Source organism: Parafrankia irregularis, from assembly GCF_001536285.1.
Lineage (GTDB): Bacteria > Actinomycetota > Actinomycetes > Frankiales > Frankiaceae > Parafrankia > Parafrankia irregularis.
This window is the reverse complement of record NZ_FAOZ01000004.1, coordinates 96,957-114,853: the sequence shown is the minus strand read 5'-3', so window position 1 is coordinate 114,853 and position 17,897 is coordinate 96,957. Positions and strand designations below refer to the sequence as shown.

The window sequence follows — 17,897 nt, the reverse complement described above, 5'->3', positions numbered from 1 at the left end:
GCCCCACGATCTCCATCCCCGATCGCACAAACAGGCCGTCTACCAGCGGAAATGCGCGGCGACGCCGTCGTCTAGCGCCGCCCACGATCCCGGCCGCCGCGCGCGGCTGACCCGAGGGCCGGGGCTGCGGTCGACCGCAGCCCCGTCGCCCGACTCCGGGGATCCATTCCTGCGACGACCGCACGGGCACAACAGATGATGCTTGATGGTGCGCTCTGCCGATGAGGTCGCTGGCCGCGCGAGTTGGTCGCAGCCTTGGCCTCGCTCCCGGATTCGTCGCCCATATGAGCACCGTTCTCACCGGATCGATGGACCCGCGGACGCTGGCGTCCTCGTCGCGCACTCGTCATCACCCAGGCGGCCGATCACCGGGGGCGCAGGGAGGCGGGTGACAGCCGCGCCGCCAGCCGCCGGCGCCAGGGCAGGCCCGTCTGCAGCTCGCGCCTGAGCGCGGCGACCAGCGCCCAGGCTCGATCTGACGACGGCACGGCGCCCGGTGTGGGTGCGAACACGGCGTACTCGTGTACGGCGACCAGTTCGGCAACCGGCGCGGCCACCCGCGGGGAGCGGTGCCGTTCCACCACAGCGGCGAGTTCGCCGCCGGTGTGAGTCGGTCGCACCGGCAGACCGGCGTCCCGCAGCTGGTCGACCATTTCCCAGTAGGCACCGACGATCTGGGCGGTAGTACCAGGACGGCTGCGCCGGCGTCGTCCACGCACCCCCTTGACGACCGGGACGACGCCGATCGCGAGCGCTCCGACGGCGGCGAGGGCGGCAGCGGAAACGACAACCGGGGAGACGCCACCGCCGCGGGCCGCGGCCGGGCCGGGCGAGCCGTCTTCGGAGATCTCCGGCCGGCTGGCGCCGGTGGCACCGGCTCCGCCGGAACCGTTGGCGACGACAGCGGCCTGCTGATCGCCGGCCGGGTCCGCGGCGGGCGGCACCTGACCCGCGGGCCGTTCCACGGCGTCGATCTCGTCGGTGGACTGCTGGTCGCGCGGCGACGGATCGAACGCGACCCATCCGGCCTCGTCGAACAGCACCTCGGCCCAGGCATGAACGTCCCGGCCGGTGACGCGGTAGTCGCCGGTCCGTCGGTCACCGGCCGGTACCCGGTAGCCCAGCACGATCCGCGCCTGGTAGCCCAGCTCGCGCACCATCACGGCGAAGGCACTGGCGAACTGCTCGGCTGTGCCGCGGTGGCGGGCGATCAGCTGGCCGATCTGGTAGACGCCATGGCCACCCGGTGGCTGGGCACTGGTGTCGTAGCGGAACCCACCGCCGCGCAGGAACAGGTCGCGGATCGCCTCGACCCGGCCCAATGGAGTGCGCGCCGTCGCGGCGGCCTGGGTGGCCGCCGCCCGAACCGCGGCCGGGAGGGTGTAGGTGGGGCGCCGCGGCGCGGGAGTCGGTGCGTCGACGATCAGCCGGGTCTGGTCCACAGCCTGGACAGCACCGAGGGCGGTGTAGCTTTCCGGCGCGGGCCGGTCGGACGGCACCACGACGTCACCGGTGGACTCGTCGACCCCGAGGCCACCGACGGAAAGCGCGAGCGGACGGCCCACGGTGGGCAGCCACGCGAGCGCGTCGGCGTTCTCGACGTGCACCGAGATCTCCTGCTCCCGGTATGACACGCGGTCCGGGGGCGGGGGCAGTCGCTGGTCGGCGCGCCGGTAGGCGGCCGAGGTCGTCCAGTGGACGCCGTCGAAGTCCGGCAGGGTGACGGCACGCAGCAGCTCGACGGGCTGCTCTGACCGGACGATGAGGGTGGGCCCGGCCTCCCTGCCGGCGGCCAGTGCCGGGAACTCGACGAGTGGGCTGACAGTGGCCCGCGGCGACACGGTCTGTGTGAAGAACGACTGGGCATCGAACCGCGGCCGAACGGCCGGCCCGCCCGTGCCGACCACCGGGCTGTTCGGGCCGGCGGCCTCGGGCAGGAACGGCACGACCGGGGTGAACAGCAGGCCGAGGGCGGCGGCCGCCGCGGCGGCGGCCACGGTGACGAAGGCCCGGCGGATCCGCGCGGGCCGCGGCTGTTCGCCGTGGTCCGTCCCGGCGAGCCGCGGCCCGGCCGAGGCCCGGCGCCCGGGCCGGTTCGCGCCGGCCCGCCGTGCCCCTGCCCGTTTCGTCCCACTGCCGGGGGCCGCCGGCTGTCGCGGTGCGCCGGCTACGCCTGTTCCCGGAACATGCCGGGACAACGCGAGTTCGGCCAGCGCGGCGAGCGCGAACGCCGGGCCCAGCCACCAGGCCGGCGGCCCTGCCGAGGCGCCGAGCGCCAGGGCTGTGGCGGCGCAGGCGAGCGGGGGCAGCGCGGGCAGCAGTGCCGTCCGTCCGCCCAGGACCAGCTCGGTCCCGGCCAGCGCCGCCGCGCCCACGATCAACAGCACGGCGGCGAGTTCCGGCCCGGAGGCCCGGACCGGCAGCGTGGTCGTCAGCAGCCGGCGGGGCCCGTCGAGAACGGCCCGGCCAGGAGCGGCGGCGAGCAGGGCGTAGGCGATCAGCCCCGCGGCCGCCACCGCGGTCCGCTGGCCGTTTCCGAGCCGGTTCCGCACGGCGACGGCACCGCTGAGCACAACCGGAATCACGGCCGCGCCGATCACGAGGAGTTCGAACCGGCCGACCGGCCCGGCCCGGTGGTAGCCGCCGAAGACCGGGGTGAAGGCCAGTCCGGCCAGCGCGGACTGCGTCCCCACCGGCAGCAGGGCGAGCACGGTGCCCCGCTGGGCACGGCCCGCGGCGGCCGTTGCCCGCGGGCCGGCCGCGGCCGGAGCGGTCTCGGCGGTGGCGTGGGCGGTGGTCACGGTGTACCCAGCCGGCGCCAGGCCGCGATGACGGCGACGGCGGTCGCGGCGCGGAGCACCACCGTGCCCGGCCGTGGAACCGCCACCGGCGGAGCGGTCGCGGACCGGTCCTGGTCGGCCCGCAGCTCGGCGACCACGACCAGCCGGTGCCGCCCTGACCGGGACAGTAGCGCCGCCGCCGTACCGTCGTCGTGGCCGGTCACGACCACGACGCAGCCACCGGGGTCGATCCGCTCGAATGTGTGCAGCACCGGGGTGAACGAGTCATCCGTGGTCGGCAGGGCCGCGGCGAGCCGGTCCAACGGATCGCTGCCCGCTGTCTGCGCCGGGTCCTCGCCGAGGATCCGCAGCGTCGCGCGCTCCGGGCGGTCCCGCGCCGATCCGGCCAGCCGGCCGAGCGCGAACGAGGCGGCGACCTCGACCGCCTCCTCGAACCGCTCGGGGTCATAGACCCCGGCACGGGTGTCCAGCACCACAGTGACGGTCGGCTCGTCGCTGTCCACGTGTTCCCGCACCATCAGCCGGCCCGTCCGGGCGCTCTGCTTCCAGTGGATGCGCCGGGGGTCGTCCCCCTGCGCGTACTCCCGCAGCGAGACGAAAGCCGCACTGCCCGCGTTCGCTGATGGACGGACCTGGCCCTCCATGTCGAGGACGACCCCGGCAGGGGCGTGGCGCAGCGGGTGGACCCGCGGGCGTACCCAGACCGTCAGCTCGCCTGCGACCACCCGTGAGCGGCGAAATATTCCGAGCAGGTCGCGCCGCTCGACCGTGACCGGACCGAGACGGAGGACACCGCGCCGGACCCCGGTGACGGGGTAGCGGACGGTCCGCCGCCCGCCGCGGGCCAGACCGGCGATGGCCACCTCGACCGGTTCGCCCTGGATTCGGTCGACCGCTACCAGCCGCGGGCTGGGCCACCGGGAACTGTTACTGGCGGTGATACTGCCCAGGGTGACGTCGCCGACGGTGAGATGACCTGATCGCACCGTGCGGTCCACCGTGAGTCGGGGCCGGACCAGCACGGATGCCCCAGCCAGAAGTACCGCGGCCGCCCAGGTCCCCGCCAGGGTGACCAGGAGTGGGAAGCCGGCGGCCATCCCGAGAGCGCCGGTACCGGCCGTCGTGGCCATGACTCCCCAGCCGACCCGGGTGACCACCGGCTCGCGTGCCGCTGTCGCGAGCGCCATCGAATCAGACCGCGTCGGTGGTGGTCGGCACCGGGACACTGGCGAGCACATCGTCCACGACGTCGGCCACCCGCGTGCCGCGCACGTCGGCGTCGGTGGTGAGCACCAGCCGGTGCGTGAGAACCGGCCGGGCAACCGCCTTGACGTCGTCAGGGACGACATAGGGCCGCCCCTGCCCATAAGCCAGGGCCTGCGCCGCCCGCAGCCAGCCGAGACTGCCGCGTGGGCTGAGACCGAGGCGTAGCTCGGGCCGGGTCCGGGTTCGCGCCGCCAGGCTGGCGACATAGCGGACGATCGACGGCGCAGTGTGCGCGGCCCGGACCATACCGATCATCTGGTTGACCACCCCAGGGGAGGTCACCGCGCCGAGGTGCGGCGCCTCGGCTGCCGGGCCGCCAGAGAGAATCGCCATCTCGGTGTCAAGGTCCGGGTAGCCCACCGAAATGCGCATGAGGAAGCGATCCAGCTGGGCCTCCGGCAGGCGGTAGGTTCCCTCCAGGTCGATCGGGTTCTGAGTGGCCAGCACCATGAACGGTCGAGGCACCGGATGCGTTTCGCCGTCCACGGTGACCTGCTGTTCCTCCATCACCTCCAGCAACGCGGACTGAGTTTTCGGTGAGGCCCTGTTGATCTCGTCCCCGACTACGACGTTCGCGAAGACCGCGCCTCGCCGGAATTCAAACCGACCTGTCTCGGCCCGCCACATCGAGATTCCGGTGATGTCGGACGGGAGCAGGTCCGGCGTGAACTGGAGACGCTGCCAGGTGCCGCCGACGGAGGTGGCGAGCGCCTTCGCCAGCGAGGTCTTACCGACTCCCGGGACGTCTTCCACCAGCAGATGGCCGCCGGCGAAGAGGCACGCGACCGCCAGCCGAACCACATCCGTCTTGCCGTGGACGACTCTCTCGACGTTCGCCACCACGGCGTCGTGAACCTGGCGGAAGGCGGTTCCGTCGTCGGAGTAGTTCGGGTCACCGGAGTAGCCCAGGTCACCGGAGTAGCTCGGGTCACCATGACGGTCGGGGCCGCCGTGTGAGCCGAACGGCTGGCGGGCGTCTTCCGACCGGGGAAGGTAGGTCATTCTTTCCTCGCGAGATCGGGCGTGTTCGGGTTGGTCATCGGGCGGTTATGTCCAGGCACTCCGGTGCCGGAACGGTCGGGCTGGGAGAAACCTGCGCGGTCCGGACCACGGCCGCCGCGCGAAAACAGTGCTGGCCTTCGGCCAGCCCTGGGAACAGGCGGGAGCGCTGGCCGGCGGGCAGCGCGATGTCGGATTCCTGGTTCAGGTACACGCGGTACTCGACCGCGCCGGGAAGATCCGTTCCGGCCGAAAGCGAGACCCTGGCGACATCCGGGCCGGCCGCCTCGACCATGATGGCGACGGGCACCAGGGACCATTCGGCGGCCGCGGTGGGTGGTGGGGCGGCCGGTGGGCGTTCGCGCATCGCGAGGCCCACCCCGGCACCGGCGCCGGCGAGCAGCGTGACCAGCACGGCCACCGCGAGCCTCCACCACCTCCGCCGCGACGACGGGACATCCTCGGCCGGTGGGCGCGGTGGGACGGCGACCGTGGCATCCGCCGTCAGCAGCGGTTCGACGGTCCGCCTCTCCGCGGCCGGCGCCGACCGCTCCGGACCAGCGTTGTCGCCTCGGCTGTCGATGCTGGTGAGCAGATGTGCCAGCTCGGCGGCGCTCGGTCGTTCCTCCGGATCCTTGCGCAGGCATCGCTCGACAGTGCGCCAGAGCGGGCCGGGCAGGTTCGCGGGTCGTTCTGGCCGCTGCTGGAGATGCGCGAGCATCAGCGCGGCCTCGTTGTCGGCGTCGAACGGCCGCCGGCCGGCGAACAGCTCGTAGGCCAGGACCCCGAACGAGTAGACGTCCACCGCTGGTGTCGGCGGCCGCGCCGCCGCGAGTTCCGGAGCCAGGTAGGCCATCGTTCCCATCAGGCGGGACGAACGGGTGAGCGACGAGTCGCCGGCCACCCGCGCCAGCCCGAAATCGGTCAGCCGGGCGACCGCGGCCACGCCGCTCCGGTCGATCAGTACGTTCTCGGGCTTGACGTCCCGGTGCACGATGCCGGCCTCGTGCACGGCGGCCAGGCCTTCCGCCACCTGGGCGAGCAGGCGGCGGGCCTCGTCCCGCGGGAGCCGGCCGGCCGTGATCATCCCGCGGAGGTCGGGGCCGTCCACCAGCTCCATGACGATCGCGAGCGTCTCGCCCTCGATGACCAGGTCGAGGACGCGCACGACGTTGGGGTGGCGCACTTTGGGCATCGTGTGCCGTTCACGGACGAACCGTGTCACCGTCTCCGGCTGCTCCGCGAGATCCGAGCGCAGCACCTTCACGGCGACCGCGGAGCCGGTGTCACGCCGCCGCGCGCGCCACACCTGGCCGGTGGCACCTCGACCAATAGGCGTGTCGAGCAGGTACCTGCTCCCGAGCTCTTTCCCTCCCCCGTCCCCGTTGTTCCCGCCGTCCCTGGTGGGGCGCGCGGACGCTCCGGGTGCCGGCGCCACCGGGAGTGGAGCGGTCGGCGGCCGGGTTTCGAGCTGTTCGAACGAGCGGGCCAGCAGACTGCCGAACTCACCGGCCGACGCCGGGCGCTGCCTGGCCTGCGGTGACATCGCCTGGCGGACGACGTCCACCACTGCCGTCGGGACTCCGCAGCCGGCCAGGTCCGGAACGGGGCCGGTCAGGGCCCGGAGGGCCACGTCGTCATCCCCTGCCTCCAGCCCACCAGTCGCCGCGTAGGGCATCCGGCCACACAGCAGGGTGAACACGGTCGCCGCCAGCGCGTACACGTCGGAGGCAACGGTCCAGTCGTCTCCCCCGATCACATCCGGTGGCCGGTAGCCGGGGTTCGGGCCCGGACCGTCCGGGGCAAGCGCGGGCAGCAGTGGGTGGGCGAGGACGATCTCCCCGGCCGGCACTGCAAGCAGGTTCGCCGGCGTGATGTTCCCGTGCAGGATGTCGGCCTGGTGCAGGGCGTCCAGCGCCGGGCAGATCGCCGCGACGACACGCAGGATGTCGTGAGCGGCCAGCGGGCCGTCCGCGCGCAGCCGATCGGCGAGCGACCCGTCGGCCCGGCCGCCGACCAGGAAACAGGAGCCGTCGTCGGCAAGGCCCGCGGCCAGCAGCGGCCAGAGCCGGGCGTGGTGCGGGGCGGAACGGAGATCCTCGGCCTGGTCGAGAACCCGGCCGGCGGTGGCCGGATCGAGCTGGCCGACGAGATGCACGGCGACGGCGAGCTCGTCGGCGAGGCGGGTACCGGCGACGACCGGCCCCAGCCGGCCGGAGGCGAGCTCCGGTCCGAGGCGGTAGCCGGGGAGCCCGTCCGCCGGGTAAGCCCGGGAGTGTCCCGTGTTGCCGGTCCGCCCGACCTGCCCGGTGCGCCCGCCCCCGGCCCGCCCCGTGTGACCTGGGTGCGGCGGAACGTGTCCGGGCTTGGGTACTTTCACGATCCGGCGGTCCTCCCGGTCACGCGACGAGACCGGCAGATGGCCGGAATCGGAGGAGCCGGGACGACTGGATCCGGACCACTCGGAACGAAAAGGTAGCGCGGCGGCGGAAGGCGGTCGGATCGCGCCGTTGAGTGAGAGCGTCACGATCTGACTCCCGCTCCCGCTCCGGTGGTGGCGGCGGCGGTTCGCGGGTCGCCATGGTCCAGCACCTGGACGAACTGGTGGCGCCCGCGTTCCACCAGCAGCGCCCGGCCCGCCGGCCACTGCCCGAGCACCGACCGGGGCAGCCGCAGGTCGAAGACTTCGCCATCGGACGGCTGGGCCGGACAGAGCAGCAGGCCGGACCTGGAGCGCCGAGTACCTGCGATCCAGCCGCGGTAACGGGCTGCGACCAGATCCTCCGTGGTGCCGGCGAGTACCAGCAGCGAGCCGGTGTCACGGGCGCCGCGCAGGAACGCTTCGAGCAGGTCCGACACACCGAGTTCGTCGACAAGCTCGGCGTCGTCCACGACGACCGCGACCGCCGTGCGCGCGTCGCGCGCCTCCTCCAACCGCCGGGCCAGCTCCGCGGAGTTCTCGACGACCGCCCGGACACCGGGCAGTCCGGCGAGCCCGCGCAACGGCGACGGTCGCGGGGCGAGCGCTATGACGGGCAACTCACCGCCGGCCCGACCCCGCAGGGTCGTGACGATCGAGACGAGGGCCCCGCTGCGGCCTGAGCCCGGCGGGCCCGCCACCACGAAACAACCACCGAGGGCGGCCAGGTCGATGTCGACCGCGGCGAGTTCGTCGCCGCCGACGGCCGGCGCACAGACCCCGGGGCTTCTCGCGGGGCCGGCCGGCCCGGCCAGTTCTGTCTGGATGACCCGCTCGGGGAGCGGGTCAAGGCGCCGCGGCCCGCGACCCGCCGGGATGGGCGGGCGCCCGGCGAGCCCCGCGGCCAGCGCGCCGATGTCCGCCGGGTCATGGCGGGCGATCTGCACCTGCTCGCCGGTGGCGGCCCAGAGCGCCCGCCCCGTCGGCATCCGCGTCGGGACCCCGCGCCGGTCCACCCCGCAGATGCTGTAGTCCTCCCGATCCGCCTGGCGCAGCACCAGCCGGGACTCGACCAGCCCGCTGAGGCGGTAGCCGAAACCAGACCGGTCCGTGCTGAACAGCACTGTGATTCCGACGGATGGCCCATGGCGCAGCAGGCGCTCCACGGCCTCGACGAGCCTGCCGCCGTCGATCTCGTTGTACCGGGCCTGGAACGCCTCGATCTGGTCGAGCAGCACGACCAGATAGGGCAGCCGGTCCGCTGGGGCGGCCGCGGACCGCTGCTCGGCCAGCGAACTGTGACCGGCCGCCGCCAGGCGTTCGCGACGGCGGGTGATCTCCTGATCCAGGAAGGCGACCAGCCGGTCGAGGCGGGCGGAGTCCGCGCCGTCGATGACGGCGCCGGTGTGCGGCAGTGCCGCCAGGCTGCGCAGGCCTCCGTTTCCGCAGTCGATCACGTACAGGTGCGCGTCCTCCGGGCCGGCCGCCTGGATCAGGCTCGCGGCAACGGTGCGCAGCGCCGTCGACCGGCCGCTGCGCACCGTGCCGATCACCGCGACGCAGCCGGTGCGTTCCAGGTCGAGAACGAAGCGGCGCTGAAGCTGTTCGGATGGCAGATCGGCCAGACCGATCGCCAGCCGGACAGTCGTGCCGGCCCCCGTCCCAGTTCCAGCCTGGGCGTCGGTTCCAGCCCCGGCACAGGCCGCGGACGGATCACCGCCGGTGGGGAATGCCGCGAGCTCGGCGCCGGTCAGCACCTCGGGCAGCGGATCCAGCCAGGGCCGCCGCGGTCCGGTGAACCCGTCCCGCTCGGCTGCCACCCGGAGATCAGAAATGATCACATCGAGATCCGTCCGGTTCGACGTCGCTTCCGGCGCGACCGCCCGGCAGACCGCGCCGGCCTCGGCCAGACCCCGGGCGACCACCCGCGGGATTCCAGCGCCGGCCGGACCCGCGGTTCCGGCGGCTTCACCTGGCCGCGCCGGGTCTGCCAGGGCCGGGCCCCCGACCCTCGCCGCCTGGAACAGGGCGAGCTCACGGTGACCGGTGCGCAGGTAGGCGCGCCCAGGCTGGGCGCTGGACAGCTGGGCGGCATCCGGCACGCCGATGACGTCCGTGCTGTCCTCGCCGCTGGTGACCCGAAGGCAGATCCGGAGATTGACATTCGCCCGCAGGTCAGGGGTGACGACGCCGGCCGGCCGCTGGGTGGCGAGAATGAGGTGGATCCCCAGGCTGCGCCCGCGCATGCCGATGCCGACCAGCCCTGGTACGAAGTCCGGCACCTCCTCCACCAGGGTGGCGAACTCGTCGACGATCACGACGAGCCGCGGCAGGCCTGGCCCCGCCCGCCCCGGCCCGGCGACCGGTTCACGCTCCGCCAGCGCCCACAGCTCGTCGATGTCCCGGGCACCGGCCACGGCCAACAGCCGTTCCCGCCGGCGGAGCTCAGCTCCCAGCGAGTCCAGAACCCGGTTCGCGTGGTGGCCGTCCAGGTCGGTGACAAGGCCGACGCAGTGTGGGAGGGCTGCGGCCGCCGTGAACGCGCTGCCGCCCTTGTAGTCAACAAGCAGGAAGGTCAGGGCGTCCGGTGAGTTCGTCTGCGCCAGCGAGGCGATCATGGTCTGCAACAGTTCGGACTTCCCCGCGCCGCTGGTGCCGGCGACAAGCGCGTGCGGGCCGTCCCGGCGCAGGTCGGCGCTGACCGGCCCGTCCACGCCGACACCGAGCAGCATCCGGGTCGATGGTCCGGCCGGACGGGCCAGCGCCGTCACGCTGGCCGCCTTCGCAAGCTCGGTGTATCGCACCGTCGCCGGCAGCTCGGCACCCTGGGCGGAGCCGAGCAGGCGCAGCGGCCGCAACGCGCGGGCGATCCGCCCGGCCAGTTCGGCGGAGACGCCGTCGGCGAGCACGCTGTCGACGGGCTCGGCGCCCGGCTGGCTGACCCGCAGCCGGCTGCCGCCCGCGCCCCGAGCGGCCAGCGTGGCGCGGCACTCGTCGGGCAGGCCCTCGGGCTCGTCGTCCAGGCACAGCACGTACACGCGAGCCGTGGGCCCGTCGCGGAGCAGATCGGTGAATCCCCGCAGCGACCGGGCCTGCCGGGCACCGTCGACCACGACCACGTAGGTGCGGCCGTCCGTGGCCGGTCCATCGACCTCGGGCCCGTCCACCGTCGCGCTGCCGGCAAGCGCGCCACCGGCCGCGGCGCGGCGCCCGGCGATGATCGTGCGCAGCTGGGCGATTCTCGCCTCCGCCTGGTCCGTGTCCGCCCCGACCAGGCGCCACGGCCCCCCTGCGGCGGTGGCGCCCGGCCGAAGGTGTTCGAGCCACAGCAGCCACTCCCAGGCGGGGGCGGCGTCCGGGCGGCTGGTCAGCAGAACCAGGCCGACTGTGTCCGGGTCGTGCAGGACCGCGAGCTGGACGAGCAGCGCCCGGCTCAGGGCAAGCACCGTCGGCCGCGGGCCGGCCAGGCCGACGACCCCGAGCGTGGGCAGGTCGACGAGCTCCGGCACAAGCCGGCAGGTGGGCATCGTGACTGCGGGGGCGGCTCCGGTGACCCGGGCCGCCAAAGCACGGTCGACCAGGCCGCAGCGCAGCAGCAGGAAGTCCTCGTCGCGCGGGCGGCGTTCCCACAGCCGTCCGCCGGGGCCCTGGGCAATGGCCAGCAGCGTCGCCGGGTCAGGGAATTCCGCCCGCAGCCTCCGTCCGCTCTCGGTGGCGTGAGCGCGCAGATCGGCGTCCAGCCGCTCGAGTACCTGGTCGTGCTCGGCGGTCAGGCGCCGGTACTCAGCCCGGCCACCGCGCCGGTCGCTCCACGCGCTCACCAGTAGCATCACCGGCGACAGCACCATGAAAGCCAGGTAGTAGCGGGCACCCGGCATCACCAGGAACATCACCGCGGCGGCGATCAGCGGTAGCACCACCGACGCGACCGGGAACCGGAACGCCCGTGGCTCGGTGGGCGCTGCCGGAGCGTCGAACACCGGCTCCGCGCGCGCTCCGGGGATGCGCGGCGGCCGGTTCACCAACCAGCCGAACTCGCCGGGGTCCGGGCTGAGAAGGGCCGCGGGGTGAGCTGGCCGCCGCAGCGCAAGCACCGTCTCGCCCAGTTGGAAGACGTCGGCCTCCCGCAGGACTGCGGGGCCGTCGAGCCGGAAACCGTCCCAGGCGACGCCGTTGCGGGAATCCAGGTCGCGGAGCTCCACCGTCTCCGGCGCCGTGATCGTCAGACCGGCGTGTTCCCGACTGACCTCCGGGTCGTCCAGCACGATGTCGCTTGCGGGGCCACGCCCGATCCGCACGTCGCCCCCGGCGGGCAACGGCACCGTCAGCCCGGCGTCCAGGCCACCGACCACCGCCAGCTCCCAGGGGCCAGGTGCGTCCGCGGCCGCAGGGCTGGTGGGTTCGGCGGCCGGGTGGCCCAGGCCGACGACCGCCCCCGGCATCAGCCCGGCGTCGCGCAGCGTGCTGTCGTCGTCCAGCTGGGTCCCGCCGAGGAAGAGCGCCCGGTCCGCGGCCTGGAGCGCACGCACCGCTGCCCGGACATCACCGACCCGGGTGCGCGGCCCGGCATCGACCCAGACACGGTGCCGCCCGCCGTCGCCGTCGACGAGCTCAAGGTCGAGATCCATCGCGCTGCCGCCCGCCGCTGCCAGTCTCCGCCGCCCCGACCGTCAGGAGCCGGCAGCCGTCAGCGCTTCGGCCCGGCGGCGGACCTCGTCCGCGGCGGCGGTCAGCGCAGCCGACAGACTGCGCAGCGCCGGCCGGTACTCCGTCTCCCAGGAGGCACGGAACCTGTCCGCGGCGCCGCCCTTCCAGTGGGCGTTCTGCAACTGGGTGGTCAACTCCGACAGCAGCGTGTCGACAGATCCACTCTGCCGCCTGAGGCTGGTGTTCAGAGCATTGAGATCACCGATCTCGGCACCGATGACGGCCATGCGACACACCTCCGGACTCCTCCCGCGGCGGATCCGCGGGACGTGACCGACGGTAGGGATCACCGCCCGGCGCGGGAATCGGAAACCCTCCCCATTGACGGCGTCGCGTGGTCAGCGTCGCAGCAGCCGCAGGTCATCCCGGGTGATCAGACGGGTGGTGATGGCGTACTCGGCAAGCTTGGTCAGAGCGTTCCACCCCATCAGGTTCGGGACGCCGGCGTCGGTCAGCCTGACCCGCAGATGCTCGATCCGTTTCACCAGGGTGGTGCGCGGGACATCCAGCCGCTTCGCCGCCGCGGCGTAGCTGCGTGGGTACGGGTCGTACCGGGGCGGATCCTCCAGGTAGCCGGCGAACAGAGCGACCAGAGCGAGCCGGTCCGCACTGTTGATCATCACGTTCTCGCCGGCGGCGGTGAGTGTGCCCGTCGCCGGCACCGGGGCGCCGACGCCGTCTCCTCCGCCGTCGACTCCGGCGCCACCGGCGCCACCGGCGCCACCGGCGACCGCTCGGCCCGGTCCGGCGACGGCCACCCGCAGCGAATAGACCCGGTCGGCGCCTTCGAGGACGACGCGGACCGGGCTCTCGACCGCGACCCGCCGGCCCGGTGGGACGACACTGCGCAGGCCGAACTCGTCCACGACCGCGAACAGCCGCTTGTCGCTGTCGTTCGACAGCCACCACAGGCTGCCGTCGACCTCGCTCTCGACCGAACCAGCGATCCGAGAGATCGCGGCGTCGCCGGCGGCCAGCCGCACTGTGCATTCCAGCGAGCGGCCGAAGGTCAGCCGCCGCCCGGCGGACAGCGGGAACACCTGACCGTCGTATTCGACCTGACCGGTCATCTGAGGGAAGCCCTTCCCATTGCGGTTGTGATGGTTCGTGTCCATATCATCGCGCCGAGCATCACTGAGCCAAGCGCCGACAGGGAGATCCGTGAGCCCGCGACCGCGAACCGCAGCCGCCACCTCCGCCACCGCGGACCGCCGGCGGCGGAGGCGGCGCCGATCAGCACCGCTCTCGCGGCTGTCGTCCTCACGGCGGCCCCCGGCGCCGAGCCTCGCGGCGCTGCGTGGCGGCGGCCGGCCGCGTACCCGCCTGGCGCTGGCCGTGTTGCTCCTGGTCGGGGTGGCCGCGGTCTCGACCGGAACCGGCTACCGGGCGTCCCAGGCCGTGCTGGGCGACGCGAGCACCTACCTGCCGAGCGGTCACACCGTGGCGCACGTCAACGGCCTCACCGGTGAGGCGGACGCCCAGGTCCAGGGCTCCCTCGCCGCCGAGCGGGAACGTCTGCAGACGGTGGAGGTCGGCGGCCAGCTTTACGTCGTCAACCAGAACACCGGCGTGCTGTCCCAGGTCGACACCGCGGCGATGACCGCCTCCCCGGTGCCCGGCGCGGCACCGGACGGATCGCAGCGTGCCCTTTCGGCCGGCGGCGGGAGCGCGTACCTCACCGGTACCACCCCCGCCGAGGACGCACCGGCCGGTTCGGATCAGGACGCGGCGACCGACAGCGACGCGAGCCGGACCGGCGCGGCCCAGGACCAGCCGGATTCGAACGGTCCGAGCTCGAACGGTCCGGGTTCGAGTGGTCCGGGTTCGAGTGGTCCGGCCCACAGCTCGGTGTCGCGACTGGGCGGCGGTGGAGGTATCGGGGCTCCGGTCCACCTGGACGGCCGGATCGTCGGGCAGGCCGCGGATTCGACCGGAACCCTCTGGGTCCTGCTGGAAGACGGGCGACTCGCCCAGATCCGCGGCTCCGAACTGCTGCGCACGGTGAACGTCGGATTGGACAACCGCCTCGGGCTCACCCTGGTGCACGACCGCCCGGTGGTCGTGCGGGCCGACGCCGGCGAGGTCGTCCTCGTCCGATCGGACGGTGGAGTCCGCACGACCCCGGTCAGGCTGCCGGCCGGCGCCGAGATCCAGATCTCCGCCCCGAGCGAGACCGCGGGCGCGCTGTGGCTGGTCGTGGTTCCGCGGCGACAGATGATCCGGGTGGATGTCGAGCAGGGCACGGTGGGCGCACCGATCGCGCTCGGCAGCGATGGGCAGCCTCGATACGGCCGCCCGCTGGAGGCCTACGGGCGGTTGTACGTACCGGACACCACGCATCAGAAAGTTCTCTGGCTCGACGCAGCCACCCCCGCCGCCGCAAGTGAGATCGCGATGCCGGCAGGCAGTTCCGGTGACATCGAGCTGAAGATCGACGGTGGCCGACTGTGGATCAACAACCAGTACGCCAGCTGGGCCGCCACGGTCTCGCCGGACGGCACCAGGTCCAGCGTCAACAAGGGCGACGGCTCCGGGCCCGCCGGCACCGCCGATGCGGCCGGCCCGGCGGGCGGCGCCGGTACCGGAGCGACCGGGCCGCCGGCCGCGGCGGGCATCCCGAGCACACCCCCGACGCAGCCGTCGTCCACCCCGCGAGCACCCGTCGGCCGCGCCCCTTCGAGCTCGTCACCCGCCCCGCCGGCGCCGTCGACCCGCTCCACCCCGCCGGCCCCACAGCCGGCGCCGGCCGGTCGTACGCCACCTACCGGCGGTGGTCCCGTCGGGCAGTCACCGGCTGGCGGACCGGCCAACGGCGCACCGTCGCGCACGACCCCGGCGGTACCGACCGTCACGGTGCCCGACGTCCGGGGCCAGCAGCAGACCGCTGCCTGCGCGGCATTGCGCGCCGTGCGCCTGGAATGCCGGCCGGTGGCATCCGGCCAGCTGGACGGCGGGACCGTCGGCACCGTCATCAGCACCGACCCGGCGCCGGGGAGCCAGGTGCAGGAGCGGTACATCGTCGAGGTCCGCTACCGCGACCGCGCACAGGTGCCCGACCTGGCCGGCAGAGACGTCACCGCGGCCTGTAAGGAAGTCACCGACCTCGGGCTGACCTGCACCCCGACCGCGGAGGGCCTCGCGAATGCCGCTACCGGCCTGAACCTGGTCACCCGGCAGGATCCGGCGGCCAAGAGCCCGCTCGACCGCGGCGGCCAGGTGAGACTCGTCTACCCAGACAAGGTCGCGGTTCCCTCGGAGGTCGGCACCGACGCCGCGGGCGCCTGCGGGCGGCTGGCGGCCGCCGGATTCACCGCCTGCACCGCGACCGACCTCGGGCTCGCGCCGGCCGGGACGACCCCCGGGGTCGTGATCGACCAGCAGCCGGTCGCGGGCAGCGCCGCGGGGCCGGCCGACCCGATCACCGTCCGGTACTACGGTGGTGCGCCGGTCGCGGTGCCCAACGTGGTCGGGATGGACCCGGCGACCGCCGCGGCGACGATCACCGCCGCTGGTCTCACCCCGGTGCCGTCCACGGACTACCCGACGAACCAGCCGAACTCCGTCCTCGCGCAGGACCCGGCGGCCGGCACCGCGGTGGCCCCGCAGGCCTCCGTCACCTACGCCTACGAGGACGCCGCCCCCGTGCCGCTGTACCTGCACAAGCGCAACGGGGAGCCCTACTACCTGCTGAGCACCAACGCGAGCGAGGCCGGCTACACCTTCAACCGGCAGCTCGGCAGCGTGTTCTCCGCGGCGTCGCCGGGCGGTGGCACCACCGCGGTCTACCGGTCCCGGTGCGACAGCGCCTGCGGCAAGGGCACGACCTACTACTTCTCGATGAATCCCAACGCGCAACCGGGCTACGTCAACGAGGGGATCGCCTTCTACACCTACGCCGCCGCCAGCCGCCCGGCCGGCACCCTGCAGGTCGACGCGATGTTCGACCCGGGGGACGTCTCCTGGGTGTGGGCGGTGAACCCGTCCGGGGCCTACTCCGAATACGCGGCCCGCGGTTACACCAGCTACAACTTCGTCCTCGGCTACATCTGGCCGTAGGCGTCGGCGCGGGAACGGCCCGGGCGGGGGCGTCGACGGACGGCCCCGCCCGGGGGCGGATCAGGGAATCTGTACGGATCAGGGAATCGGCACGATCGGCGGCGGCACGGGGAGCGGTGGCATTCCGCCGCGCGGCTGGTCACCCGGAGCGGGAAGATCCTCGAGTACCTGCCGGGCCCCGTCGACGACGTCGTCCACGGCTCCGTCGACAGCGTCGGCGACCCGCTCAAGCAGCCCGGGCGGCGGCGGTGGGGGCGGCGGTGGCGGCAACGGCTCGGGCAGTTCGACGGGTGGCTGACACTGATCGAGGTTCCGGTTGACCCCCTCCCGCAGACGGTTGGCGATCTCGCCGTCCGCGACGTCGTTCAGGGCCTCCTGCAGCTGCCCGAGGCCGGCCTTCGCCCCACCGGCCGCACCGCCCGCGGCCGCCGCGGTGGACTCGTGAATCAGGTTGCGCACCGGGTCGTCCAGCGGGCATTCGAAATCCTCCACGATCCGGCGCAGCCTGTCCGCCAGACCGGCCGGTGCGGCACCCGGGCCGCCGCCCGCGCCTGCTCCCGGCTTCTCCGCGGCGTCCGCCAGCTCGGCGAGGACCGCCCGCGCCCGCACATCGCGCCCGAGTCCGTGCAGGGCCCCGCCCGCCCGGGCCATCACCCCTCCCAGCCTGCTCAGCTCGGCCTGCGCCTGCCGCCCGAGCCCCAGGGGCAGGTCGTACCCGGCCGTCAACGTCGGCAACGCCGAGCTCATCCGGCGGCCGACGTCAGTCGCCCGGTCGAGGTCGGCGGCGACAGTCCGCATCGCCGCCGGGTCGAGTCGCAGATACTCGGTCACGTCCGCCCCCACCGGGCCCGGTCACGGAGGGCCGCCTCGTAGCGGTCGGATCGGCGCTGCCAGTCCGTCTGCGCCAGGGTGAGCTCGTCGGCCGCCCGCCGCAGCTGGGAGGCGAGCCCGCGCAGCGAGCCCTCGGCGTCGTGGGCCGAGCCCTGCCAGTCGCTGATCGCGCCACGAACGAAGCGGGCCGACCGGCCCGTCCAGCGGTCCGAGCCGACGATTCCGTAAATCGTGCCGGCCGCGCGGATCTCGTCGCCGAGAACCTGCGCGTATGCGTCGCACACCGAGGCCAGTGCCCGGCAGTCCCCGGGTGATCCGGGTGGTTTTGGTCCAGGAGGAACATCCATACCGGCGACGTTAGAAATCGCCCGGCCACGATGTCGATGGCAAGCCCTTCCCTGCGGAGGCCCTTCCGGGTGGGGCGTGCGTGTCGAGGTGCGCACAACGGCGTCGGCACGCACAGTCGCCGAAAAGGAACAGATTCGTGACCAGGTCGCCATGGCGGAGCCGCTGCCCGATGGCGGTGTTGCGTGGCAACTGGCGTTCGTCGTCAGGCCTCGCCGGGCGTGGCCGAACCTGTGGAAGGCGACGATCGATGCGCTGGGCGCGATCCTCGGCCGCGACAACGGCGCCTGCGAATGGAACGCCCGTGACAGCCGTGTCACCGATCTCGGGCTGCACCGCACCGTCGACCCCGCGGCCGGCAACAGGATCACGATTCGGTCATCCGCAGGCAGCGAGAACACGACCGGATGACAGACGCCGGGTATTCGTGTTTCACAGATCCACCGGCCGCGCCCCTCCACGACCCGGTGGTC

11 protein-coding genes are annotated in these 17,897 nt (G+C 73.6%); 2 read left to right on the top strand and 9 right to left on the bottom strand.

What is annotated here, in order from left to right; translation table 11 throughout:
• Nucleotides 1-365 precede the first annotated feature (365 nt).
• The 7 genes from AWX74_RS07535 to AWX74_RS07505 all read right to left on the bottom strand — a co-directional run bounded on the left by AWX74_RS07535 (nucleotide 366) and on the right by AWX74_RS07505 (nucleotide 13,262).
• A complete protein-coding gene (locus tag AWX74_RS07535; protein WP_091273134.1) occupies nucleotides 366-2,801 on the bottom strand; it encodes a transglutaminase TgpA family protein in 2,436 nt (811 codons plus the stop codon).
• Nucleotides 2,798-3,988 (bottom strand): DUF58 domain-containing protein, encoded by a 1,191-nt coding sequence (locus AWX74_RS07530; RefSeq protein ID WP_165615512.1) that lies wholly within the window; start codon nucleotides 3,986-3,988, stop codon nucleotides 2,798-2,800. Before AWX74_RS07530 ends, AWX74_RS07535 begins: the two co-directional genes overlap by 4 nt.
• Nucleotides 3,989-3,992: 4 nt before the next feature.
• Nucleotides 3,993-5,069 carry an AAA family ATPase gene (locus AWX74_RS07525; RefSeq protein ID WP_193209781.1) on the bottom strand — a complete coding sequence of 359 codons (1,077 nt, stop codon included), beginning with the start codon at nucleotides 5,067-5,069 and terminating at the stop codon, nucleotides 3,993-3,995.
• Nucleotides 5,070-5,103: 34 nt separating this feature from the next.
• Nucleotides 5,104-7,446 carry a protein kinase domain-containing protein gene (locus AWX74_RS07520; protein WP_165615511.1) on the bottom strand — a complete coding sequence of 781 codons (2,343 nt, stop codon included), beginning with the start codon at nucleotides 7,444-7,446 and terminating at the stop codon, nucleotides 5,104-5,106.
• A 143-nt stretch (nucleotides 7,447-7,589) separates the two neighbouring features.
• The gene (locus AWX74_RS07515) at nucleotides 7,590-12,113 is read right to left on the bottom strand and encodes an FtsK/SpoIIIE domain-containing protein (protein WP_091273128.1); all 4,524 of its coding nucleotides are present in this window, start codon (nucleotides 12,111-12,113) and stop codon (nucleotides 7,590-7,592) included.
• A gap of 42 nt (nucleotides 12,114-12,155) precedes the next feature.
• Nucleotides 12,156-12,419 (bottom strand): WXG100 family type VII secretion target, encoded by a 264-nt coding sequence (locus tag AWX74_RS07510; protein WP_006538973.1) that lies wholly within the window; start codon nucleotides 12,417-12,419, stop codon nucleotides 12,156-12,158.
• Nucleotides 12,420-12,530: 111 nt separating this feature from the next.
• Complete coding sequence (locus AWX74_RS07505) at nucleotides 12,531-13,262, bottom strand: FHA domain-containing protein (RefSeq protein ID WP_114476373.1); 732 nt, start codon at nucleotides 13,260-13,262, stop codon at nucleotides 12,531-12,533.
• A 91-nt stretch (nucleotides 13,263-13,353) separates the two neighbouring features.
• On the opposite strand from AWX74_RS07505, the gene AWX74_RS07500 reads away from it, so the two are divergent.
• Nucleotides 13,354-16,248, top strand: coding sequence for a PASTA domain-containing protein (locus AWX74_RS07500; protein ID WP_091273123.1), 2,895 nt, complete (start codon nucleotides 13,354-13,356; stop codon nucleotides 16,246-16,248).
• A 78-nt stretch (nucleotides 16,249-16,326) separates the two neighbouring features.
• Here the strand turns inward: AWX74_RS07500 and AWX74_RS07495 are convergent, their stop codons facing one another.
• The gene (locus AWX74_RS07495; RefSeq protein ID WP_131799424.1) at nucleotides 16,327-17,079 is read right to left on the bottom strand and encodes a hypothetical protein; all 753 of its coding nucleotides are present in this window, start codon (nucleotides 17,077-17,079) and stop codon (nucleotides 16,327-16,329) included.
• Complete coding sequence (locus AWX74_RS07490; RefSeq protein ID WP_091273118.1) at nucleotides 17,076-17,363, bottom strand: hypothetical protein; 288 nt, start codon at nucleotides 17,361-17,363, stop codon at nucleotides 17,076-17,078. Before AWX74_RS07490 ends, AWX74_RS07495 begins: the two co-directional genes overlap by 4 nt.
• A 139-nt stretch (nucleotides 17,364-17,502) precedes the next feature.
• On the opposite strand from AWX74_RS07490, the gene AWX74_RS07485 reads away from it, so the two are divergent.
• Nucleotides 17,503-17,835, top strand: a complete 333-nt coding sequence (locus tag AWX74_RS07485) for a hypothetical protein (RefSeq protein WP_193209782.1) — start codon at nucleotides 17,503-17,505, stop codon at nucleotides 17,833-17,835.
• The last annotated feature ends 62 nt before the right edge of the window (nucleotides 17,836-17,897 follow it).